The sequence below is a fragment of the Acidovorax sp. GW821-FHT10E03 genome, from assembly GCF_059415205.1.
Map to the genome: position 1 here is coordinate 160,204 of NZ_JBWKMU010000012.1, position 22,121 is coordinate 182,324.

The following is a 22,121-nucleotide window of genomic DNA, read 5'->3' on the forward strand; positions in this document are numbered from 1 at the left end:
CTAGTCATGGCACAGAAAAAAGGCGGCGGCTCTACGCGAAACGGGCGCGACTCCAAGCCAAAGATGCTGGGTGTCAAGGCGTTCGGTGGTGAACTGATCAGCGCTGGCTCGATCATCGTGCGCCAACGCGGCACGCGTTTCCACCCCGGCAACAATGTCGGCGTGGGCAAGGATCACACCTTGTTCGCCCTGGTGGACGGCCACGTGTCGTTCGGCACCAAGGGTGCGTTGTCCAAGTCCACGGTCAATGTGACTCCTGCCTGAGGTTCATTCCTCCGGTAGCCATCGAAGCCCCGCTTTGCCGGGGCTTTGTTGTTTGGTCTGTACGATGGCGCGTTCAAGCCATTCGCAGACAGCGCCTCCGAGGCGTTCCGCTGCTCCGACCTGCCGGGTAACCTGCCGTCGGTGCCGCGCCCTTTTGTAAACTGGATATCCCATGAAGTTCGTCGATGAAGCCTTTATTGACATTGCCGCAGGCGATGGTGGCAATGGCTGCGTGTCTTTCCGGCATGAAAAGTACAAGGAGTTCGGCGGTCCCAATGGGGGCGACGGTGGGCGCGGCGGGCATGTGTTCGCGGTGGCGGATCCGAATCTGAACACCCTGGTGGATTTTCGCTACTCTCGGCGCCATGAGGCCAAGCGCGGGGAGCATGGCATGGGATCGGACATGTTCGGTGCCGCGGGCACCGACATCACCCTCAAGATGCCCGTGGGCACCATCATCACCGACGCTGAAACAGGCGAAGTGCTGTACGAGCTGCTCAACCCGGGCGAGGTCATCACCATCGCCAAGGGCGGGGATGGTGGTTTTGGCAACATGCGCTTCAAGAGCGCCATCAACCGCGCCCCCCGCCAGAAGACACCGGGCTGGCCTGGCGAGAAGAAGAACCTGAAACTGGAGTTGAAGGTGCTGGCCGACGTGGGCCTTCTGGGCATGCCCAATGCGGGCAAATCGACCTTCATCACGGCGGTGTCCAACGCCCGCCCCAAGATCGCGGACTACCCGTTCACCACGCTGCACCCCAACCTGGGCGTCGTGCGCGTGGGCCCTGAGCAGAGTTTTGTGGTGGCCGATATTCCCGGGCTGATCGAAGGCGCTTCGGAAGGTGCAGGCCTCGGGCACCAGTTCCTGCGCCACCTGCAGCGCACCCGCCTGCTGCTGCACATTGTCGATCTGGCGCCCTTCGATGATGCGGTGGATCCGGTGGCCCAGGCCAAGGCCATCGTGAACGAGCTCAAGAAATACGACCAGCAGCTGTACAACAAGCCGCGCTGGCTGGTGTTGAACAAGCTGGACATGGTGCCCACCGAAGAGAGGGAAACGCGGGTGAAGGACTTCGTCAAGCGCTTCAAGTGGAAAGGGCCCGTCTTCGAGATTTCTGCCCTCACGCGCGAAGGCTGCGAGCCGCTGATCCATGCCATCTTCCGCCACGTGCAGTCTGAGCAGCGGGTGGAGAACGAGCCGGTGGAAATTGATCCTCGTTTTGCCGGAGATGCTCCTGCCTGATTCGTCGCAGGGCTATTTGGATTTGATTGCTATATTTTTAATAGCTATTGGCGCTTGATAAACAAGCGCTAGTGGCCAAAAACACTACAAAATGGTTTCCAGCGTATTGCGAGATGCCCGCCGCATCGTGGTCAAGGTGGGTTCCAGTCTTGTGACCAATGAGGGGCGTGGCCTGGACGAAACCGCCATTGGTGAATGGAGCCGCCAACTGGCTGCCCTGGTGCGTGGCGACGGCGGCGCGCCGCGCGAGGTTGTGATGGTGTCCAGCGGTGCCATTGCCGAAGGCATGAAGCGCCTGGGCTGGACCACGCGGCCGCACGAAGTCCACGAGCTGCAGGCCGCTGCCGCCGTCGGACAGATGGGGCTGGCGCAGATGTACGAAACCAAGTTGCGCGAGCAGGGCATGGGCAGCGCGCAGGTGCTGCTCACCCATGCGGACCTGGCCGACCGAGAGCGCTACCTGAACGCGCGCTCGACCTTGCTCACGCTGCTGCGCCTTGGCGTGGTGCCGGTGATCAATGAGAACGACACCGTCGTGAACGACGAGATCAAGTTCGGCGACAACGACACGCTAGGTGCCCTGGTGGCCAATCTGGTGGAGGCCGATGCGCTGATCATCCTGACCGACCAGAAGGGGCTGTACACGGCCGATCCGCGCCGTGATGCATCGGCGCAGTTTGTCCACGAAGCCAAGGCGGGCGACCCGGCACTGGAGGCCATGGCCGGCGGCGCGGGTTCCAGCATTGGCAAGGGCGGCATGATCACCAAGATCCTGGCGGCCAAACGGGCTGCCGGCTCGGGGGCGTCCACCGTGATTGCCTGGGGGCGTGAATCCGACGTACTGGTCCGCCTCGTGCGGGGCGAGGCGCTGGGCACCTTGCTCGTGGCCCAGACGCAGAAGAAGCAGGCCCGCAAGCAGTGGATGGCCGACCACCTGCAACTGCGGGGTTCGGTGGTGGTGGACGCCGGGGCGGCCGCCAAGGTGCGGGATGAAGGCAAGAGCCTGCTTCCCATCGGGATGACGGCGGTGGAGGGCGACTTCTCCCGTGGTGACGTGATTGCCGTGCGCGACGCCTCCGGCGCTGAAATTGCCCGCGGCCTGGCCAACTATGCGGCGGCCGAGGCGCGGATGCTGTGCCGCAAGCCCTCGACGGAGTTCGAAAGGCTTCTGGGGTATGTTGCGGAGCCGGAGATGGTGCACCGCGACAATCTGGTGCTGGCTGCCACCAGCTGATGGCCAAGCCCCAGGCCACTCGCACACGGTCAAACGCCTGCTCTGCGCAGGCGTTTTTCATGGTGGCTGGCCACTGAAGGGCTAGCGCGGCGTGGTGACCGTGGGCAGGCCGTCCAGCTCCCCCGGCACACTGTTCTGCGGGTCGGGATCGAAGCTGGCGCCCGGAGGGAGCTCCATTCCCGGATTGATCAGCATGGACCCGGTCCGGAACATCGTGCCCGCGTGCTCCCCTTCGCGCGTGCGCATGCCGCTGCGCAGGTAGCGGTTGCGCTGCTCGTGGCGGGGCAGGTAGCGCGCCAGTTCCGTGAGGGCCATCTCATAGACGCCGCGCTTGAATTCGACCACCACGTCCAGCGGAACCCAGTAGTCGTTCCAGCGCCAGGCGTCGAATTCCGGGTGGTTGGTGGCACGGAGGTTCAGGTCCCAGTCGTGGCCCACCAGTTGAAGCAGATACCAGATTTGTTTCTGGCCTTTGTAGTGTCCGCGTGCATCGCGGCGGATGTACCGGTCAGGCACCTCATAGCGCAACCAGTCCCGGGTGCGGGCCACCACGCGCACGTGGTTGGGCAATAATCCCACTTCTTCATGCAGTTCACGGAACATGGCCTGTTCGGGGGTTTCACCCCGGTCAATGCCGCCTTGCGGGAACTGCCAGCTGTGGGTGCGTATGCGCTTGCCCCAGAACACCTGGTTTTTCTGGTTGAGCAGGATGATGCCGACGTTCGGCCGAAAGCCGTCCCGGTCAAGCATAATCAAACCCCAAATTTTTAAACTATGTCCATTATGCACGGCGCCTAGCGTGCAGCAAGTGGGCTGCCCCGTTCTGCCCGAAATCGATTCCGATGAAAGCCTCCCAATTCTTTATTTCCACCCTCAAGGAAGCTCCGGCGGATGCCGAAGTGGTCAGCCACAAACTCATGACGCGGGCGGGGCTGATCAAGAAGCTGGGCGCTGGCATCTACAACTACATGCCCATGGGGCTGCGGGTGATCCGCAAGGTCGAGGCCATCGTGCGCGAGGAGATGAACCGCGCGGGGGCCGTGGAGCTGACCATGCCCGTGGTGCAGCCGGCCGAGCTGTGGCAGGAAACGGGCCGTTTCGACAAGATGGGCCCCGAGTTGCTGCGCATCCAGGACCGCCATGGCCGCGATTTCGTGGTGCAGCCCACCAGCGAGGAAGTGATCACTGACATCGCGCGCCAGGAGCTCAAGAGCTACAAGCAGCTGCCCAAGAACTTCTACCAGATCCAGACCAAGTTCCGCGATGAGCGCCGCCCACGCTTTGGCCTGATGCGTGGCCGCGAGTTCATCATGAAGGACGCCTACAGCTTCGACCGCGACCAGGCGGCGGCCAAGGCCAGCTACCAGGTCATGGCACAGGCCTATCGCCGCATTTTTGACCGCTTTGGCCTGACCTACCGCGCCGTGGCGGCCGACAGCGGCGCCATCGGTGGCGACCTTTCCGAAGAGTTCCAGGTGATCGCCGCCACCGGCGAGGACGCCATCGTCTACTGCCCGGCGAGCGACTACGCCGCCAACATGGAAAAGGCCGAAGCCCTAGCCCCCGCCGGTCCACGCGGCGCTGCCACGGGGGCGCTGACCAAGACGGCCACGCCGGGCAAGAGCACCTGCGCCGACGTGGCAGAGCTGCTTGGCGTGCCACTGGCGACCACCGTGAAGTCGCTGGTCCTGGCCACGGACGAAACCAATGAGGCGGGCGAGATCGTCAAGACCCAGGTCTGGCTGCTGCTGCTGCGCGGCGATCACGACATGAACGAGATCAAGGTGGCCAAGGTGCCGGGCATGGCGGGTTTCCGCTTTGCCACGCTCTCCGAAATCGAGGACCACTTTGGCTGCAAGCCCGGCTACCTGGGCCCCATCGGCCTGAAGAAGCCCCTCAAGATCGTGGTGGACCGCGAGGTGGCCGTCATGGCCGACTGGATCTGCGGCGCCAACGAGCCCGATTTCCACATCACCGGCGTCAACTGGGGCCGCGACCTGCCCGAGCCCGATGCCGTGGCCGACCTGCGCAACGTGGTGGCGGGCGACCGCTCGCCCGACGACAAGGGCGAACTGGCCATCGAACGCGGCATCGAGGTGGGCCACGTGTTCTATCTGGGCACCAAGTACAGCAAGGACATGAACGCCACCTTCCTGGGTGACGACGGCAAGCCTGCCTTCTTCGAGATGGGCTGCTATGGCATCGGCGTCACGCGCCTGCCCGCCGCCGCCATCGAGCAGAACCATGACGAGCGCGGCATCATCTGGCCCGACGCCATCGCTCCGTTCACCGTGGTCGTGTGCCCCGTCGGCATGGACCGCAGCGAGGCCGTCAAGGCCACGGCCGAATCGCTGTATGCGGACCTGCTGGCCGCGGGCGTGGACGTGATCCTGGACGACCGTGGCGAGCGCCCTGGCGCCATGTTCGCCGATTGGGAGCTGATCGGCGTGCCGCACCGCGTGACCATCGGCGACAAGAGCCTCAAGGAGGGCGTGGTCGAATACCAGCATCGCCGTGACACGGCGGCCACCAAGGTGCCCACGGCAGACATCCTGGCCCACGTGAAGGGCCGCATGGCGGTATGAGCGAGGCGCGGCTGGCTTTGGCGGCAGGGGGGACGCCCGAGGGCGGCGGCCTGTCCCGCCGTGCATGCCTGGCCGCCCTGTCCGCCCCCGCGGCGTGGCTGGCGGCCCCTGCAGCGGCGCATGCGGGCGGCCAGCTCGAAGAGCCTCTGATGGACTCCGTGCGCACGGCGCTGAGCTCGGCCATTGCCAACCAGGCCCCGCCCGAACCCGAGTTCTTCACCACCGAGGCCCGCATCCACTACCTGCGCTGGCTGGGCACCATGAGTGACCGGCTGCGCCGCCGCAAACCCGAGTGGGAGATCCGGCGCGACTTCCTGCAGACCGCCTGGTACGAATCCAAGCGCGCCGGGCTCGATGTCTCCCTGGTCCTGGGGCTGATCCAGGTCGAAAGCGCCTTCCGCAAGTTTGCCGTCTCCAGCGTGGGCGCTCGCGGCTACATGCAGGTCATGCCGTTCTGGACGCGCGTGATCGGCGACGGCGACGCGGGCAAGCTGTTCCATCTGCAGACCAATCTGCGCTTTGGCTGCGTGATCCTTCGCCACTACATCGACCGGGAGCGGGGTGACCTGTTCATGGCGCTGGGCCGCTACAACGGCAGCCGTGGGCGCTCGCCCTACCCGGATGCGGTGTTTGGCGCCCAGCGCAACTGGCTGTTTGGCGAGAAGCCTCAGCTGCCCGCAGCCTGAAGCGGCCCCCTGCGGCGCCCGGCCTTGGTGCCGACGCAGCCGGGCGCCGGAGGACGGAACCGTGGAATCCGCGCAGCGGCCACCGATACGGATACGGGTACTCCTATTTGTATAGCTTCTGGCGCTTATGCTGAGCGCGTTGGAGCCCGATTTGATCCATGGTTTGGCAGGCCGCTCTGGCAGCCACCGTGCCGAACCGGACCATGCGGGCATGGCCGCGAAGGCATCCCTACTTCACAGGCGCCGCGGTGCTGTCCGCCGGAGGGGGCGCGGCAGGGCTTTCCGCCTGGGGCGCACCCAGGCGGGACACCATCACCTGGTCGATGCGGTAGCTGTCCACGTCCAGCACCTCGAACTTGTAGCCGCCCCAGCTCACGCTGTCCGTGCGGCGCGGTACGCGGCGCAGCATCACCATCAGGAAGCCGGCCAGCGTCTCGTATTCTTCCGCGTGGGGCAATTCGTCGAGCGACAGCGCATGCAGCACGTCTTCGATCGGCGTGACTCCGTCGATGAGCCATGAATTCTCGTCGCGCCGCACGATCTGCTCTTCGTCCGCCGGGCCCACCAGGTCGCCCATCACCGTGCTCATCACGTCGTTCAGGGTCACCACGCCCACCACCAGGCTGTACTCGTTGACGATGACGGCAAAGTCCTCGTGCACCTGGCGGAACTGCTCCAGCACCTCCGAGAGGGTGAGCCGGTCGGGCACGATCAGCACCTTGCGCACCAGGCTGTCGTCCGCCAGCGAGATGGGCTGGTTGTTCAGCACGCGCTGGAAGAGATCCTTCGCGTCCACGTAACCCACCACGTGGTCGATATCGCCCTCGCAGACGGGGTAGGTCGAAAACGGCTCGGCCGCGATGCGCAGGCGGATGACGGAGTCGGGCTCGTCGCGCAGGAAGAAGGCGATCCGGTCGCGGGGCGACATGGCGCTGGACACCGTGCGCGTATCCAGCTCGAACACGTTGGTGATGACCTGCTGCTCGCGGGCCGCCAGCACCCCGGCGCGCGCGCCCGCCTCCATCATCGCCAGGATGTCGTCCGAGGTGATGCGGTCATCGCGCAGGGACGACATGCCCAGCACCCGGAACAGCGCATCGGCCCCCCGGCTGTAGAACCACACCACGGGGCGCAGCAGCGTCATGCACCAGGCCATGGGCTGTGCCAGCCGCACCACCAGGCGCTCCGGCTCGGCCATGCCCAGGCGCTTGGGAAACAGGTCTGCAAACAGGATGAACAGCGAGGTGATGACCAGGAACGACGCGAGGAAGCCGGCGGTCTGCGCGGTCGGCTCCGAAAACCACAGTCCGAACAATGCGCTGAAATGGGGGCTCAGCGCTCCCTCGCCCACGATACCGCCGAGGATGGCCACGGCGTTCTGGCCCACCTGCACCACCGTGAAGTAGTCGCCGGGCTGCTCCTGCATGCGCAGCACCCGGTCCGCGCGCGCGTCCCCCTCATCGGCCATCTGGCGCAAACGCAGGCGGCGCGCCGCCGCGAGCGAAATCTCGGCCATCGAAAAAAAGGCGCTGGCCGCGATGAGCAGGCCGATGATGAAAAGGCTTTGGGACAGGGTCATGGGACGGGCTACGGCGAAGGCGGGCAGGGCGCTGGGCAAGCCCCTTGGACAAGTGTAGCGGCCAGCCTGCCTGCCGCCCCAGTGCGCGCCCACGCTGCCGAGGCTGGAGGAGGCCCGCGCCGCGCGGGCGCCTTGGCCGACTTCAGCCGGCGTGCCCTGGCTACTGCATGAAACCCATGCGCCCCTTGGCGCTGGCGGCGCGCGGCAGGTCCGACACCTCCACGGTGCTGCGCTGCGCGAGCCGCGCGTTGCCGAAGCCGGTCATGAGCGCGCGGCGCATCTCGCGCGGCGGCATCTGGGCCAGCTGGTCCAGCACGTCCGGCGTGGGGTCGGGGTCGAGGCGCCGACCCCAGTCGTGCCCCGCGCGGATGCCGTGGTAGAGGTTCAGGGCGATGGCGCGGGCCTGTTCCTGGTTGGGCGGCTGCACCTGGTACACATTCATGCGGTTGAGGATGGGGTCGGGAATGCCCCGTTCATCATTGGCCGTGGTGATCCAGATGACCTGGCTCGCGTCGATGGGGATCTCGGCGAACTCGTCGGTGAAGCTCTGCGCCGTGTCGTGCTCCAGCAGGCTGTACAGCGCGCCCATGGGATCGTACTGCGCATCGGTGCTGGCCTTGTCGATTTCGTCGACGACGATGACGGGATTGGCGTATTCGCCCTCCACCAGGGCCTCGAACACCTTGCCCGGGCGCGCTCCCTTCCATTGCGCCGACGAGCCCGACAGCAGCCAGCCCGCGGTCATGGAGCTCATGGGCAGCAGGTTCATGCCGGTGCCCAGCAACTCGGCCAGATGGCGCGCGAAGTGGGTCTTGCCGATGCCGGGTGGGCCCAGCAGCAGCATGGGCGTGACCTCCAGGCCGTCGCTGCTGTCCTGCGCCAATGCCACGTGGCGCTTCACGTCGTCCAGCACCTCGGTGAAGTTGGGCAACTGCCCGTACAGGCTGGCCATGTCGGGGATGCCCGAGGGCTTGACCTGAAAGCGCTCCGGTCCGCGCTCCAGCATGCGCTCGTACACGGTGCGCAGGGTTTCGTATTCGCGCTGGTTGCCCGACTCCTGCAGCCGTGCGAGCTTGCGCTCGACATCGCCGGGGTGGAACACGCTGCGCATCTGGGCCACCGGCAGGCGCAGGGCGGGTGGCTGGGGAACAAGGCTATGGCTGGTCATTGCATGCTCCTTCGTGGTGTGAGGTCACGCAACCATTCAAGCACACAACGTGCCGGCCGGATGATAGGGGTTCAATGGATTGGACGAAAGTCCATTGAATCTCTCGGAGTGTTACAAAGCCTCTCGAAGCTCTACGGGCCCAACCAGTTGGCTATTGCACCCTCTGGAAGGGGATGCCCTCCGACATGCTGGCGCCCAATTCGGATGGCCGATTGAAGAAATACATGGTTGCGCCAACCCGGTGCATCGCCACATTGATCTCCTGAATGTGGGAGCTTGGGCGCAGGTAACACTGCCGACCTCCGATGGGAACCGGCAAGCAAGAGTAGACGCCAAACTGGATGAACTCATGGACCTCGGGACCAACGAGTGTCCAGCCAACCGTGCCAGTAGAGACAAAATCGTCGAACTCGGCGGTGATGTTGATTTCAGGATAGTGCGCAGAATTCCACGTGCGTGCAGTACGCGTGGTTTGCCCAGCGTGTGAAAGAACGCGGGGCGTTTGTGTTAGTTCAGCTCTGGCGTCCCCCGTACAACCTGGGCCGGTGTAATAGGTGCCTTTTGCCACCAGGCCCAAGCTGCCATTCTCGTTCAGAGTGATGGAGTAAGTCGTTTTGAGGAATGCAGATGAGCAGGCTTCCCAGGTGCCCACATATTTCGCGAGCCCGGAGGGCACAGTTGGCGGGTCGGTCGGGACTGGATTGCCGGGCGGTGGCTCGGACGCAACGGGTGGACTCGGGTCGTCTGAACCACCGCATGCCGCGAGAAGGGCCGTAAGAAAAAAGGCCGCGACAACGCGCGATACACGTCTGCCAAAAGTGCTTTTGGGATTCATGGGTGTCTTGGGGGAGAGCCTGAGCAGACGGCGGTTTTACCATGAAGTCAAACATTCTCGGTTGCCCCTCCATGGGGTAGTTTCCCCATTTCCATATCGCCCTGGAGCGAAAGCAAAAAGCCGCCCGCAGGCGGCTGTGTGGGTGCGAACCGATATGGGCTCAGCCTTCGGTGCCCAGCACCTGCTTGAGTTCGCCCGACTCGTACATCTCCATCATGATGTCCGAGCCGCCGATGAACTCGCCCTTCACGTACAGCTGAGGAATCGTGGGCCAGTTGCTGTAGTCCTTGATGCCCTGGCGGATTTCGTCGTCCTCGAGCACGTTGACGGTGACCACGGCTTTGGGGTCCACGCCGCAGGCCTTCAGGATCTGGATGGCGCGGCCCGAGAAGCCGCACATGGGGAAGCTGGCGCTGCCCTTCATGAACAGCAGGATGTCGCTGGATTTGACGAGGGCGTCGATGCGTTGCTGGGTGTCGCTCATGGGGATACTCCTTGAAAGAGGCGGGCGAGCCTCACCGGCCCGCGATGGGGGGATTATTTCACTGTCGGCCACTGTCCGCCCGAGCAGCGCGCGATGCCGGCCAGATCGTTGCGGCTTTGCACCTGGATGAAACCGGTGGCGGCGAGCAGGGCCCACACGGCGGGGGCCTGGTCGTGCCCGTGCTCCAGCAGCAGCCAGCCGCCGGGCCGCAGGTGCGCGGGGGCCTGGGCCACGATGGCGCGGATGTCGTCGAGCCCGTCGGCGCCGCTGGCCAATGCCTGCAGGGGCTCGTGCCTGAGCGCGGCCAGGTGCGGGTCGGCGCTGGCGATGTAGGGGGGGTTGGAGACGATGGCATCGAACAGGCCTGGCACGCCCGCCAGCCAGTTCGCTGGCTGGAACTGCACGGCCAGGTCCAGGCGTCGGGCGTTGGCCTGCGCCACGGCCAGCGCATCGGCGCTCGCGTCCACCGCCAGCACCTGGGCGGTGGGGCGCTGGTGCTGCAGCGCCAGCGCGATGGCGCCGCTGCCGGTGCCCAGGTCCACGACGCGGGGGGCGGGCAACGGGGCCATCACCTCCAGCGCCCAGTCCACCAGCGTTTCGGTGTCGGGGCGCGGGTCCAGCACGCGCGCATCCACCTCCAGGGGCAGGCCGTAGAACTCCTTGCGGCCGGTGAGGTAGGCCACGGGCTCGCCCGCCACGCGGCGCTGGCACAGGGCGATGAACCGGGCGTGCACGGCCTCGTCCAGCGCGTCCGTGTCGTGCGCCAGCAGCCAGGCGCGGCCGGCGTCGGGCCGGGCCAGGGCGTGCAGCAGCAGCAGTTGCGCATCGATGCGTTCCAGGCCCAGGGTACGGGCCTGGGCCAAAGCCTGGGCAAGGGTGGGGGAGGTGTTGTTCACTACTATTTTGATAGCTACTGGCGCATGTCCATCAAGCGCCAGAGGCCAGTTTGATTCAAATTCTGGGTGGAGATCAGCCCGTGGTGCCCATCTCCAGCTCTTCCAGCTGCTCGGCCTCGCGTGCGTGGGCCAGGGCCTGCAGCACGTCGGCCAGGTCGCCTTCCATCACGTACAGCAGCTTGTACAGCGTGAGGTTGATGCGGTGGTCCGTCAGGCGCCCCTGCGGGAAGTTGTAGGTGCGGATGCGGTCGCTGCGGTCGCCGCTGCCGATCAGGCCCTTGCGCAGCGCGGCCTCCTTGGCGGCACGCTCGCTGCGTTCTTTTTCTTGAATGCGCGCCTGCAGCACCTGCAGGGCCTTGGCCTTGTTGGCGTGCTGGCTGCGGCCATCCTGGCATTCGGCCACGATGCCGGTGGGCAAGTGCACCACGCGCACGGCGGAGTCGGTCTTGTTGATGTGCTGGCCGCCCGCGCCGGATGCGCGGAAGGTGTCGATGCGCAGGTCGGCCGGGTTGAGCTTGATGGCCTCGTGCTCGTCGGGCTCGGGCATCACGGCCACGGTGCAGGCGCTGGTGTGGATGCGGCCCTGTGTTTCGGTGGCGGGCACGCGCTGCACGCGGTGGCCGCCGGACTCGAACTTGAGGGTGCCGTAGACACCGCCACCGGAGGGGCCCGTTCCGGGCTGGCCTTCGATGCGCAGCACGATTTCCTTGTAGCCCCCCAGCTCGGCCGCGTTCTCGCTCACGATCTCCACCTTCCAGCCCACGCGGTCGGCGTAGCGGGTGTACATGCGCGTGAGGTCGCCCGCGAACAGGGCCGATTCGTCGCCGCCCGTGCCGGCGCGGATTTCGACGAACGCGTTGCGCGCGTCGTCGGGGTCCTTCGGCAACAGCAGGCGCTGCAATTCGTCTTCCAGCTGCAGCAGTTCGGCTTCGGCACTGGTGATTTCTTCCTGCGCCATCTCGGCCATGTCGGGGTCGGCCAGCATCTCGCGCGCGCCGGCCAGGTCGGCCTCGCGCTGCTGGTAGCGGGCGTAGCGGCCCGCCACCTGCGTGACCTCGGCATGCTCGCGCGAGATGGTGCGGTACTGCGCCATGTCGCTCATGATGTCCTCGCGCGAGAGCAGGAAGTCGAGTTCGCCCAGGCGCTGCGCGTAGCGCTCCAGCTGGCTTCGGAGAAAGGGTTTCATGGAATCCTGGAGAAATGGGTTGCTACGTATTTTGTAGCTGTTAGCGCTTGTGTATCAAGCGCTGAGGGCCGATCTGGCTTGAAATCGGAACGGGCTGGGGTGCGGGCGGGCGCCGCTACAGGCCGTTGTGGGGGGTCTTGCTTTGCGAGCGCAGGAACAGGCGCGAGACGGTCTGGGCCGTCTGGGCGCGCATCTCGGCGTCGCCCGCGCGCAGCTCGGCCAGGGTGCCGTGCAGCATTTTCTGTGTGAGGCCACGCGAGAGGGCTTCGAGCACGGCGTCCACATCCTCGCCCTTGGCCAGCAGCTTCTTGGCGCGCGCGATCTCCAGGGCGCGCCACTCGTCGGTCTGGGCGTTGAGCTGCTGGATCAGCGGCACCACGCCGCCGGTCTCGCCGGCCGGGCTGCGCAGCTCCATCCAGTGCATGAAGCTCTGCACGCCCGCGTCGATGATGGCCTCGGCCTGCGCCACGGCGGCCTGGCGGTTGGCCTGGGCCGTCTGCACCACGGTGGCCAGGTCGTCCACGGTGTACAGGTACACGTCGCCCAGGGCCTTGACCTCGGGTTCGATGTCGCGCGGCACGGCCAGGTCGACCATGAAGATGGGGCGGTGGCGGCGCTTTTTCAGCGCGCGCTCCACGGCGCCCAGGCCGATGATGGGCAGGCTGCTGGCGGTGCAGCTGATGACGGCGTCGAACTCATGCAGGCGCTCGGGCAGGTCGGCCAGGCGCATCACCTCGCCGCCAAAGCGGGTGGCGAGCTTTTCGCCGCGCTCGAGGGTGCGGTTGGCAATGGCAATCTGCTTGGGGTTCTTGGCCGCGAAGTGCGTAGCGCACAGCTCGATCATTTCGCCCGCGCCGACGAACAGCACGCGGATCTTGCCGAGGTCTTCGAACAGCTGGCTGGCCAGGCGCACGGCGGCGGCGGCCATGCTGATGCTGTGCGCGCCGATCTCGGTGCTGGTGCGCACCTCCTTGGCCACGGCGAAGCTGCGCTGGAAGAGCTGGTTGAGCGTGGTGCCCAGGGCGCCAGCGGTCTCGGCGGCGCGCACGGCATCCTTCATCTGGCCCAGGATCTGGGCCTCGCCCAGCACCATCGAGTCGAGCCCGCTGGCCACGCGGAAGGCGTGGCGCGCGACCAGGCTGTCCTCGAGCGTGTAGGAGTGCGAGCGCAGCAGCGCGGGGCTCACGCCGCCGCTTTGGGCCAGCCAGCCCAGCGTATGGTCCATGGCGGGCTGCTCGCCCGCGCAGTAGATTTCGGTGCGGTTGCAGGTGGAGATGATGGCCGTTTCCACCCCGGGGTGGCGGCTGGAGGTGCCCAGCGACTGGCGCAAACCGTGCAATGTGGGGGCGATCTGGTCGAGCGCGAACGCGAACCGGCCGCGCAGATCGAGCGGCGCGGTGGTGTGGTTGATGCCGAGGGCCCAGACTGCCATAGTTCCCGATTATAAAATTGTTGGCCCGAACAGGCGGTCTTGCCTGTTCAAGCCTTGATGTGGGTCAATTCCATGGGTCCTCTGGACGTTTTCAATCACCTGCTCAACTTCGTGGCACCCGCCGCGGCCGTGGCCCTGCTGCTTGCCTTGTCGGGGCGCTTCATCGGCTCCAGAACACCCCTGCCGCTGTCTGGCGGGTCTCGCCTTGCGATCGTCTTCACCGTGGGCGTGGCAACCCTGGCCGCCGGACTGGTGGTGTGGGGGCGCGACGGCCGTATGCTGACCTATGCCGCGCTGGTGGTGGCCTGCGCCACCTGCCAGTGGGTGCTGGTGCGCGGCTGGAAGGCCTGACCGGCCGCACACCCGCGCGCAATGCCGTGCCATGCCCCGCACCCGCCGCCGGGCGGGGCGGGTGCACACTCCCCGATCCTCAACAACACAAAAACCTGGAGATAGAACACGATGACGCTCAAGCATTCCTGGCCCGTACTGGCCGCGGGGCTCGCCCTGTCGGTGGCCGCGCAGGCCCAGCAGGCCTTTCCTTCCAAGCCCGTGCGCATCGTCATCGGCTTTCCGGCCGGCGGCCCGCTGGACCAGCATGCACGCTTGCTCACCGACAAGCTGCAGGCCGTGCTGGGCCAGCCCGTGGTGGTGGACTACAAGGCCGGTGCGGGTGGCACCGTGGGCGCGCAGGACGTGATGAAAGCGCCGCCCGACGGCCACACCATCATGCTGGCCAACACGGGCGTGATGGTGATCAACCCCGGGCTCTACAGCCGCCTGCCGTATTCCACGCTCAAGGATTTTGTGCCCATCGCGCGCACCGCCATGCAGCCGCTGGCCCTTTTGGTGAACCCTGGCGTGCCCGCCAAGAACCTGCAGGAGTTCATGGCCTACGCCAAGTCGCGGCCGGGCCAGGTCAACTTCGGCTCGGCGGGCAATGGCGGCATCAGCCACCTGGTGCCCGAGATGTTCAAGACGGCCACCGGCCTGTTCATGGTGCACATCCCCTACCGGGGCAGCGCACCCGCGTTCACGGACCTCATGGGCGGCCAGGTGCAGTTCATGGCCGAAAGCATTCCGCAGGCCGCCAGCTACCACAAGCAGGGCAAGGTGCGCGCCCTGGCCGTGACCAGCAAGGAGCGCAACCCCGCGCTGCCTGACGTGCCCACGGTGATCGAGAGCGGCATCAAGGGTTTCGAGGTGGTGGGCTTCTACGGCTTCCTGGCTCCGGCCGGGACACCCAAGGACGTTGTCAACAAGCTCAGCGATGCCTTCGGTCAGGTGCTGCAGATGCCCGAGGTGCGCAACCGCATGGTGACCCAGGGGGCGGACCCAGCCTTCCTGGGGTCGGACGACTTCGCGAAATTCCTGGCTGCAGAGATGCCGCGCTGGGCCGACGCGGTGAAGAAGTCGGGCGCTAAATTGGACTGACCCCCTGAGGCGCTGCGCGCCTTCCCCCTGGAAGGGGGACGCCACCGGTGGCCCGGCAAAGCCGGTTCCACGGTGGCGCGGGCCTTGGGGCGGGGTTGGGGCGACGGCAGGCCCTAGGGCGTGGCGGGCGAAAAAAAGTCCACGCGGTCGGTGATGATGCCGTCGGTTTCCAGGTGGAGGAGCCGCTGCGCGGCCCAGTCGTCGTTCACCGTGTAGCTCAGCGCACGCAGGCCCGCGCCGTGGACCTGCGCGACCAGCGCCGCATCCCACAGTGCGTGGTTGCACACGATGGCCACGCAGTCCAGCTGGCGGGCCAGGTCCAGCCAGCCGTCGCGCAACGTGTCTAGCAGCAGCGCGCGCGGAATGTGGGGGGCCGTGGCCCGGGCGCCCGCCAGCGCGTCGGGCTGGAAGGATGAGAACAGGGGCTGCACGGCCTGGCCCTGCCACAGACGCGCCGCATGTTCCCCCACCACCCGGCCCGTTTTTTCCTCGACCCCGGGCGTTGGCTTGATCTCGATGTTCAGGAAGAAGCCGTTGGCGATGCAATAGCGCGCCGTGTTCTCCAGGGTGGGCAACGGCTCGCCCGCGTGGGTGCGCGAATGCCAGCTGCCCGCGTCCAGCTGGGCCAATGCGCTCCAGGGGTGATCGCCCCCGGTGCGGCTGGCGGTGGTGCCCAGCGCCTGCGCCGCGTTGGTGGTGCGGTCCAGCGTGGCGTCGTGCATCAGGAACGGCACGCCGTCGGCGCTCAGCTTGGCGTCGCACTCGAACATGCGGTAGCCATGCCGGGCGCCCAGCCGGAACGCGGCCAGGGTGTTTTCAGGGGCCAGCTTGCCGGCGCCACGGTGGGCGATCCAGCGGGGGTAGGGCCAGGGAGTAGACATGGTCATCTTGCCTCGTGGTTTGCGTGCCACGCCGCGGTGGCCACTGGCACGGCACCGCGCGCGGACGCCGAGCAAGGGCCGCCCCGCAGCGACGGCGTCGTCCCCCTTTCCGGCGCAGCCGGGAGAAGGGGAAAGCGGCGAAGCCGCTCAGGGGTGGGTCACTTTCTTTTTCCGGTGGTGGCGTCGAACGCATGCAGGCGGTCTGGGCGCGGCACCACGTGGATCACCGAGTCAGGCGCGGGCGCATGGGTGCCTTCTTCCACGCGCACAATGATCTGTTCGCCATGGATGCGGCCGTAGATGAGGCGCTCGGCGCCCAGCAGCTCCACCGTCTCGACCTTGACTTCCCAACCTTCGCTGCGCACGTCCAGGTGCTCGGGGCGGATGCCCAGGATGGTGCCGGGCGCGGCGCTGGGGGCGTTCTTGAGCAGGTTCATGGGCGGCGAGCCGATGAAGCTGGCCACGAAGGTGGTGGCGGGCGTGTGGTAGACCTCTTCGGGCGTGCCGAACTGCTCCATGTTGCCGGCGTTCATCACGATCATGCGCTGCGCCAGCGTCATGGCCTCGACCTGGTCATGCGTCACGAACAGGCTGGTGATGCCCAGTTCGCGGTGCAGCTTCTGGATCTCGAGGCGGGTCTGGGCGCGCAGCTTGGCGTCCAGGTTGGACAGCGGCTCGTCGAACAGGAACACCTGGGGCTGGCGCACGATGGCACGGCCCATGGCCACCCGCTGGCGCTGGCCGCCCGACAGCTCGCGCGGCTTGCGTTCGAGCAGATGGCCCAGTTCGAGGATCTTGGCGGCCTTGTCCACGCGCGCCCTGATTTCCTCCTTGGGCACCTTGGCGATCTTCAGGCCATAGGCCATGTTGTCGAAGTTCGTCATGTGCGGGTACAGCGCGTAGTTCTGGAACACCATCGCGATGTCACGCTGGGCGGGTTCCAGGTTGTTCACCACGCGGTCGCCGATGCGAAGCTCGCCGCCGGAGATTTCCTCCAGGCCCGCGACCATGCGCAGCAGGGTGGATTTGCCGCAGCCCGAGGGGCCCACGATGACGATGAACTCGCCGTCCTGGACCTCGGCGTTCACGCCGTGGATCACCTGGTTGGCCTTGGGGCCATGGCCGTAGCGCTTGATGATGTTGCGAAGGGAGATGGATGCCATGATGCAATGAATTTGATAGCTACAAGTGCTGAATGGATAAGCGCTGGCAGGGGTTTTGTCTTATTTCTCGGTGTCCACCAGGCCCTTGACGAACCAGCGCTGCATGACCACCACCACGAAGGCCGGAGGCAGCATGGCCAGGAGGGCCGTGGCCATCACGATGTTCCATTCGTTGCCCGCGTCGCCGCCTGCCAGCATGCGCTTGATGCCGATCACCACGGGGTACATGTCTTCCGAGGTGGTCACCAGCAGCGGCCACAGGTACTGGTTCCAGCCGTAGATGAACTGGATCACGAACAGCGCGGCAATCGAGGTGCGCGACAGCGGCACCAGGATGTCCTTGAAGAAGCGCATGGGGCCCGCGCCGTCCACGCGGGCGGCTTCCACCAGTTCGTCGGGCACCGTGAGGAAGAACTGCCGGAACAGGAACGTGGCGGTGGCCGACGCGATCAGCGGCACCGTGAGGCCCGCATACGTGTTGAGCATGCCCAGGTCCGACACCACCTGGTAGGTGGGGCCGATGCGCACTTCCACCGGCAGCATCAGCGTGATGAAGATCAGCCAGAAGCAGATGCCCTTGAAGGGGAAGCGGAAGTACACGATGGCGAACGCAGACAGCAGCGAGATGGCGATCTTGCCCAGCGTGATGACGATGGCGGTGACGAAGCTCACCCACATCATGCGCGCCACCGGCGCGGTGGAGCCCGCGCCCGTGCCGCCGCCGAACAGGGCGTCGTGGTAGGTCTGCCAGAAGTTGCCGCCGGGCACCATGGGCATGGGCACCTGCACGATGTCCTGCGCGGTGTGGGTCGAGGCCACGAAGGCCAGGTACAGCGGAAAGCCGACGATGATCACGCCCAGCACCATGATGAGGTGCGAGAACGCGGTGAGATAAGGACTGCGCTCTACCATGCGAGGGCTCCAGGAGAGAGGGGCGATGAAGAAGACATGCGTGAATTAAGGAGGGCCAATGCGCGTGCCACCGCGGAACCGGCTTTGCCGGGCCGCTGGAGGCGCCCCCTCGAGGGGGAGGCGCCACAGGCGCTTCGGGGGGGAGTCATCTAGTACTGCACTTTCTTCTCGACGTAGCGGAACTGGATCACGGTGAGCACCACCACGATCACCATCAGCACCACCGACTGCGCGGCCGATCCGCCCATGTCCATGGCCTTGAACCCATCGTGGTACACCTTGTAGACCAGGATGGCGGTATCGCGGCCCGGGCCGCCCTGCGTGGTGGCGTCCACGATGGCGAAGGTGTCGAAGAAGGCATACACCACGTTGATCACGAGCAGGAAGAACGTGGTGGGCGAGAGCAGCGGAAACTGGATGCTCCAGAACCTGCGCCAGGGGCCCGCGCCATCAATGGCTGCGGCTTCGATGAGCGACTTGGGGATGGACTGCAGGCCCGCCAGGAAGAACAGGAAGTTGTAGGAGATCTGCTTCCACACCGCGGCGATCACGATCAGCGCCATGGCGTGGTCGGAGTTGAGCATGTGGTTCCAGTCGAAGCCCGACTGGCGCAGCATGTAGGCCACCACCCCGAGCGACGGCGAGAACATGAACATCCACAGCACGCCCGCCACGGCGGGTGCCACGGCATAGGGCAGCAGCAGCGCGGTCTTGTAGACCATCGCGCCCTTGATGATGCGGTCGGCGAAGATCGCCAGGATCAGCGACAGGCTGATGCCGCTGACCGCCACCAGGATCGAGAAGAAGGCGGTGGTCTTGAACGACGCCAGATAGCCCGGGTCCTGGAACAGATCCCGGAAGTTGTCGAAACCGACCCATTCCCTCGAGAAGCCGAAGGAATCCTGCATCTGGAACGACTGCACCAGGGCCTGGCCTGCGGGCCAGAAGAAGAAGACGCTGATGATGGCCAGCTGGGGTGCCAGAAGCACCCACGGCAGCCACGCAGAGCGAAAGAGAACGCGTTTTTCCATGTCCAGACTCTCAAAAAATGCCCCCGTGCTGGCTGTTGCGCAGGGGCGCTGCCCCTCCGGGGGGGGCCGCTTTTTGCCCCGGGGCAGCCCGGCGGCAAAAAAAGACAACCCGCCGCCCAGTGAACCGCAGGGGTTTACAGGGGCGGCGGGCTTTCGATGTCCCCAGGCCGCAAGGGCCCGGTCGCATCCATAGGCGCTCGTCAGAACTTACTTGTTGGCGCGCGCGAACCGGGCCAGCTGTTCGTTGCCGCGGGTCACGGCCGTGTCCAGCGCCTCCTTGGGGGTCTTCTTGCCCGACCAGATCTGTTCGGTTTCCTCGTCGATGATGGAACGGATCTGCACGAAGTTGCCCAGGCGGATGCCGCGCGACTTGTCGGTGGCCTTGCGGATCATCTGCGTGACGGCGACGTCGGTGCCGGGGTTCTTTTCATAGAAGCCCGAGGCTTCGGTGAGCTTGTAGGCGGCCGTGGTCACGGGCAGGTAGCCCGTGCGCTGGTGGCTGGCCGCCTGCACCTTGGTGTCGTTCAGGAAGTTCAGGAAGTCGGCCACGCCCTTGTACTCTTCGGTCTTCTTGCCGGCCATCACCCAGAGGCTGGCGCCGCCGATGGCGGTGTTCTGGGGCGCGCCCTTCACGTCGGCGTAGTAGGGCAGGGCCGAGATGCCATAGGCGAACTTGGCTTCCTTGGCCACGCGGGCGTACAGGCCCGACGAGCCCGTGATCATGGCGCACTCGCCCGAGGGGAAGGAGGCGTCCGGCACATTGCCGCGGCCCTTGTAGACGAAGCTACCGTCCTTGGAGGCCTTGGCCAGGTTCTCGAAGTGGCGCACGTGCAGCGGCGTGTTGATCTGCAGCTGGGCGTCGTTGCCGTCAAAGCCGTTGTTCTTGGACGCGAACAGCGTGTTGTGCCACAGCGAGAAGCTCTCCAACTGCGTCCAGCTGATCCAGCTCGTGGTGAACGGGCAGCTGTGGCCGCTGGCCTTGAGCTTGGACGCGGCGGCGAACACCTCGGGCCATGTCTTGGGCGGGGTGTTGGGGTCCAGGCCCGCCTTCTTGAAGGCGTCCTTGTTGTAATAGAAGATGGTGGTGGAGCTGTTGAGCGGGTAGCTCAGCATCTGGCCGTTGGGCGCGGTGTAGTAGCCGGCCACGGCCGACACGTACTGGGTGGGGTCGAACTTGAAGCCGCCGTCGTTGAGCACCTTGGCCGCGGGCACGATGGCACCCTTGCTGGCCATCATGGTGGCGGTGCCTACTTCGAACACCTGGAGGATGTGAGGTGCATTGCCCGCACGGAACGCGGCGATGGCGCCCGTCATCGATTCGTCATACGTGCCCTTGTAGGTGGGCACGACCTTGTACTTGGTCTGGCTCGCGTTGTACTGTTTTGCCAGGTCGTTGACCCAATCGCCGAGCGCTGCGCTCATCGAATGCCACCACTGAATCTCGACCGGCGCCTGAGCCTGGGCTTGTGCAGGCAGGCACGCCGACATGGCGATGGCAGCGCAGACCGCCAGATGCTTCGTTTGCATGAATATTTCCTCCGAGGATGACAAAAAGCACAAGGGCCGGATGCTATGCAGCCGATGTGACATTGATATGTCGTTGTCGCATGAGCCTGTCGCTTGCAACAACCGGGGAAACCCCTTGGGGTCCCCATGAGGGAAGCGATTGTGACTCTTTTGTGACAAGGTGTGGCGCATTTGCCGAGGCTTGCAAGGTTTTGTGCAATGCACCATGCTGTCGGTCGCGCGCAGGCCTCTGCCGCGCCGGTTCGTTCGCGTCGTCGCGCGCCGGTTTCTTTTCCCCTCTCCTCCTTCTTCCTTATTGCCATGGCCATCAATTCGCTGGACAAGAACAAGATCAAATTCCTGTTGCTCGAGGGCATCCACCCTTCCGCGGTGGATGTGATCCGCGGTGCCGGCTACACCCAGATCGAGACGGTGTCCGGCGCGCTGCCCGACGACGAACTCAAGCGCAAGATTGCCGACGTGCACTTCGTGGGCATCCGTTCGCGCACGCAGCTCACCGAGGAGGTGTTTGCGCAGGCGCACAAGCTGGTGGCCGTGGGCTGTTTTTGCATCGGCACCAACCAGGTGGACCTGAACGCGGCGCGCGAGCGCGGCATTGCCGTTTTCAATGCCCCGTATTCCAACACCCGTTCGGTGGCCGAGCTGGTGCTGGCCGAGGCCATCCTGCTGCTGCGCGGCATTCCGGAGAAAAACGCGGTGGCCCACCGTGGGGGCTGGCTCAAGTCGGCCGATAACGCCTATGAGATCCGGGGCAAGACGCTGGGCATCGTGGGCTACGGCTCCATCGGCACGCAGCTGTCGGTGCTGGCCGAGGCCATGGGCATGCAGGTGGCCTTCTTCGACGTGGTGAGCAAGCTGCCCCTGGGCAACGCGCGCCAGGTGCAGCATCTGCACGACCTGCTGGGCCAGAGCGACATCGTGAGCCTGCACGTGCCCGAGCTGCCGTCCACCGAGGGAATGATCGGCGCGGCCGAGATCGCCGCCATGAAGCCCGGTGGCATCCTCATCAACGCCGCGCGCGGCACGGTGGTGGATATCGAGGCCCTGGCCGGGGCCCTCAGGGCCAAGAAACTGCTGGGCGCCGCCATCGATGTGTTCCCGGTGGAGCCGCGCACCAACAAGGACGAGTTCCAGTCGCCCCTGCGCGGGCTGGACAACGTGATCCTCACGCCCCATGTCGGCGGCTCCACCATGGAGGCGCAGGCCAACATCGGCCTTGAAGTGGCGGAAAAGCTCGTGAAGTACAGCGACAACGGCACCAGCACCTCGTCGGTCAATTTCCCCGAGGTCGCGCTGCCCGCGCACCCTGGCAAGCATCGCCTGCTGCACATCCACCGCAACGTGCCGGGCGTGCTGTCGGAGATCAACCGCATCTTCTCGGACAACCAGATCAACATCTCGGCCCAGTACCTGCAGACCAACGAGAAGATCGGCTACGTGGTCATCGACATCGACGCGGCCTCGTCCGACCTTGCGCTGGACAAGCTGGCGAAGGTCGGCGGCACGCTGCGCAGCCGGGTGCTGTTCTGAACGGGAGGTTTTGCCTGGGCGGGGCGGGCGCCGGCAAGGGAAGGCACGGTG

General features: G+C 65.8%; 21 protein-coding genes. 8 read left to right on the forward strand and 13 right to left on the reverse strand.

The window, feature by feature from the left end; all coding sequences use genetic code 11:
* Window positions 1–6: 6 nt before the first annotated feature.
* The 3 genes from rpmA (at window position 7) to proB (ending at window position 2,741) form a co-directional block, all read left to right on the forward strand.
* A complete protein-coding gene (gene rpmA, locus AC07OD_RS21225; RefSeq protein WP_008905145.1) occupies window positions 7–264 on the forward strand; it encodes a 50S ribosomal protein L27 in 258 nt (85 codons plus the stop codon).
* A gap of 172 nt (window positions 265–436) precedes the next feature.
* A complete protein-coding gene (gene cgtA, locus AC07OD_RS21230; protein ID WP_494597952.1) occupies window positions 437–1,507 on the forward strand; it encodes an Obg family GTPase CgtA in 1,071 nt (356 codons plus the stop codon).
* A 91-nt stretch (window positions 1,508–1,598) separates the two neighbouring features.
* Window positions 1,599–2,741, forward strand: a complete 1,143-nt coding sequence (gene proB / locus AC07OD_RS21235; RefSeq protein ID WP_494597953.1) for a glutamate 5-kinase — start codon at window positions 1,599–1,601, stop codon at window positions 2,739–2,741.
* An 81-nt stretch (window positions 2,742–2,822) separates the two neighbouring features.
* Here proB and AC07OD_RS21240 read toward each other — a convergent pair whose 3' ends face one another.
* Window positions 2,823–3,491 (reverse strand): RNA pyrophosphohydrolase, encoded by a 669-nt coding sequence (locus AC07OD_RS21240; protein WP_218293477.1) that lies wholly within the window; start codon window positions 3,489–3,491, stop codon window positions 2,823–2,825.
* Window positions 3,492–3,583: 92 nt separating this feature from the next.
* Between AC07OD_RS21240 and AC07OD_RS21245 the strand changes: the two genes are divergently transcribed.
* Window positions 3,584–5,326 carry a proline--tRNA ligase gene (locus tag AC07OD_RS21245; RefSeq protein ID WP_492254697.1) on the forward strand — a complete coding sequence of 581 codons (1,743 nt, stop codon included), beginning with the start codon at window positions 3,584–3,586 and terminating at the stop codon, window positions 5,324–5,326.
* Complete coding sequence (locus AC07OD_RS21250; RefSeq protein WP_218293479.1) at window positions 5,323–6,012, forward strand: lytic transglycosylase domain-containing protein; 690 nt, start codon at window positions 5,323–5,325, stop codon at window positions 6,010–6,012. Before AC07OD_RS21245 ends, AC07OD_RS21250 begins: the two co-directional genes overlap by 4 nt.
* Before the next feature lie 229 nt (window positions 6,013–6,241).
* Here the strand turns inward: AC07OD_RS21250 and paeA are convergent, their stop codons facing one another.
* The 7 genes from paeA to hemA all read right to left on the reverse strand — a co-directional run bounded on the left by paeA (window position 6,242) and on the right by hemA (window position 13,592).
* Window positions 6,242–7,591: a polyamine export protein PaeA gene (gene paeA / locus AC07OD_RS21255; RefSeq protein ID WP_369641667.1), complete on the reverse strand. Its 1,350-nt coding sequence runs from the start codon at window positions 7,589–7,591 to the stop codon at window positions 6,242–6,244.
* Between the two features lie 160 nt (window positions 7,592–7,751).
* Window positions 7,752–8,759: an AAA family ATPase gene (locus AC07OD_RS21260; protein WP_218293481.1), complete on the reverse strand. Its 1,008-nt coding sequence runs from the start codon at window positions 8,757–8,759 to the stop codon at window positions 7,752–7,754.
* A gap of 151 nt (window positions 8,760–8,910) precedes the next feature.
* Window positions 8,911–9,594 carry a hypothetical protein gene (locus tag AC07OD_RS21265; protein WP_494597954.1) on the reverse strand — a complete coding sequence of 228 codons (684 nt, stop codon included), beginning with the start codon at window positions 9,592–9,594 and terminating at the stop codon, window positions 8,911–8,913.
* Between the two features lie 160 nt (window positions 9,595–9,754).
* Window positions 9,755–10,078: a Grx4 family monothiol glutaredoxin gene (gene grxD / locus AC07OD_RS21270; protein WP_218293483.1), complete on the reverse strand. Its 324-nt coding sequence runs from the start codon at window positions 10,076–10,078 to the stop codon at window positions 9,755–9,757.
* 53 nt (window positions 10,079–10,131) lie between these two features.
* A complete protein-coding gene (gene prmC / locus AC07OD_RS21275; protein WP_218293484.1) occupies window positions 10,132–10,974 on the reverse strand; it encodes a peptide chain release factor N(5)-glutamine methyltransferase in 843 nt (280 codons plus the stop codon).
* A gap of 73 nt (window positions 10,975–11,047) precedes the next feature.
* Window positions 11,048–12,160 carry a peptide chain release factor 1 gene (prfA, locus tag AC07OD_RS21280; RefSeq protein ID WP_494597955.1) on the reverse strand — a complete coding sequence of 371 codons (1,113 nt, stop codon included), beginning with the start codon at window positions 12,158–12,160 and terminating at the stop codon, window positions 11,048–11,050.
* Between the two features lie 115 nt (window positions 12,161–12,275).
* On the reverse strand, window positions 12,276–13,592 hold the full coding sequence (gene hemA, locus AC07OD_RS21285) for a glutamyl-tRNA reductase (protein WP_218293486.1): 1,317 nt from the start codon (window positions 13,590–13,592) through the stop codon (window positions 12,276–12,278).
* 72 nt (window positions 13,593–13,664) lie between these two features.
* Between hemA and AC07OD_RS21290 the strand changes: the two genes are divergently transcribed.
* Together AC07OD_RS21290 and AC07OD_RS21295 are read left to right on the forward strand one after the other, a co-directional pair.
* Window positions 13,665–13,943: a hypothetical protein gene (locus AC07OD_RS21290; RefSeq protein ID WP_218340310.1), complete on the forward strand. Its 279-nt coding sequence runs from the start codon at window positions 13,665–13,667 to the stop codon at window positions 13,941–13,943.
* A 111-nt stretch (window positions 13,944–14,054) separates the two neighbouring features.
* A complete protein-coding gene (locus AC07OD_RS21295; RefSeq protein WP_218293488.1) occupies window positions 14,055–15,026 on the forward strand; it encodes a Bug family tripartite tricarboxylate transporter substrate binding protein in 972 nt (323 codons plus the stop codon).
* 113 nt (window positions 15,027–15,139) lie between these two features.
* Here the strand turns inward: AC07OD_RS21295 and ugpQ are convergent, their stop codons facing one another.
* The 5 genes from ugpQ to ugpB form a co-directional block, all read right to left on the reverse strand.
* Window positions 15,140–15,913 (reverse strand): glycerophosphodiester phosphodiesterase, encoded by a 774-nt coding sequence (gene ugpQ / locus AC07OD_RS21300; RefSeq protein ID WP_369641671.1) that lies wholly within the window; start codon window positions 15,911–15,913, stop codon window positions 15,140–15,142.
* A 152-nt stretch (window positions 15,914–16,065) separates the two neighbouring features.
* Entirely contained in the window at window positions 16,066–17,070 is a 1,005-nt protein-coding gene (gene ugpC / locus AC07OD_RS21305; RefSeq protein WP_218293490.1) for a sn-glycerol-3-phosphate ABC transporter ATP-binding protein UgpC, read from the reverse strand.
* A 60-nt stretch (window positions 17,071–17,130) separates the two neighbouring features.
* Window positions 17,131–17,982, reverse strand: a complete 852-nt coding sequence (ugpE, locus tag AC07OD_RS21310) for a sn-glycerol-3-phosphate ABC transporter permease UgpE (protein WP_218293491.1) — start codon at window positions 17,980–17,982, stop codon at window positions 17,131–17,133.
* 149 nt (window positions 17,983–18,131) lie between these two features.
* Window positions 18,132–19,013: a sn-glycerol-3-phosphate ABC transporter permease UgpA gene (ugpA, locus tag AC07OD_RS21315; RefSeq protein ID WP_218293492.1), complete on the reverse strand. Its 882-nt coding sequence runs from the start codon at window positions 19,011–19,013 to the stop codon at window positions 18,132–18,134.
* Window positions 19,014–19,220: 207 nt separating this feature from the next.
* Window positions 19,221–20,540: a sn-glycerol-3-phosphate ABC transporter substrate-binding protein UgpB gene (gene ugpB, locus AC07OD_RS21320; protein WP_218293493.1), complete on the reverse strand. Its 1,320-nt coding sequence runs from the start codon at window positions 20,538–20,540 to the stop codon at window positions 19,221–19,223.
* 300 nt (window positions 20,541–20,840) lie between these two features.
* Between ugpB and serA the strand changes: the two genes are divergently transcribed.
* The gene (serA, locus tag AC07OD_RS21325; protein WP_494597956.1) at window positions 20,841–22,070 is read left to right on the forward strand and encodes a phosphoglycerate dehydrogenase; all 1,230 of its coding nucleotides are present in this window, start codon (window positions 20,841–20,843) and stop codon (window positions 22,068–22,070) included.
* Window positions 22,071–22,121: the final 51 nt, after the last annotated feature.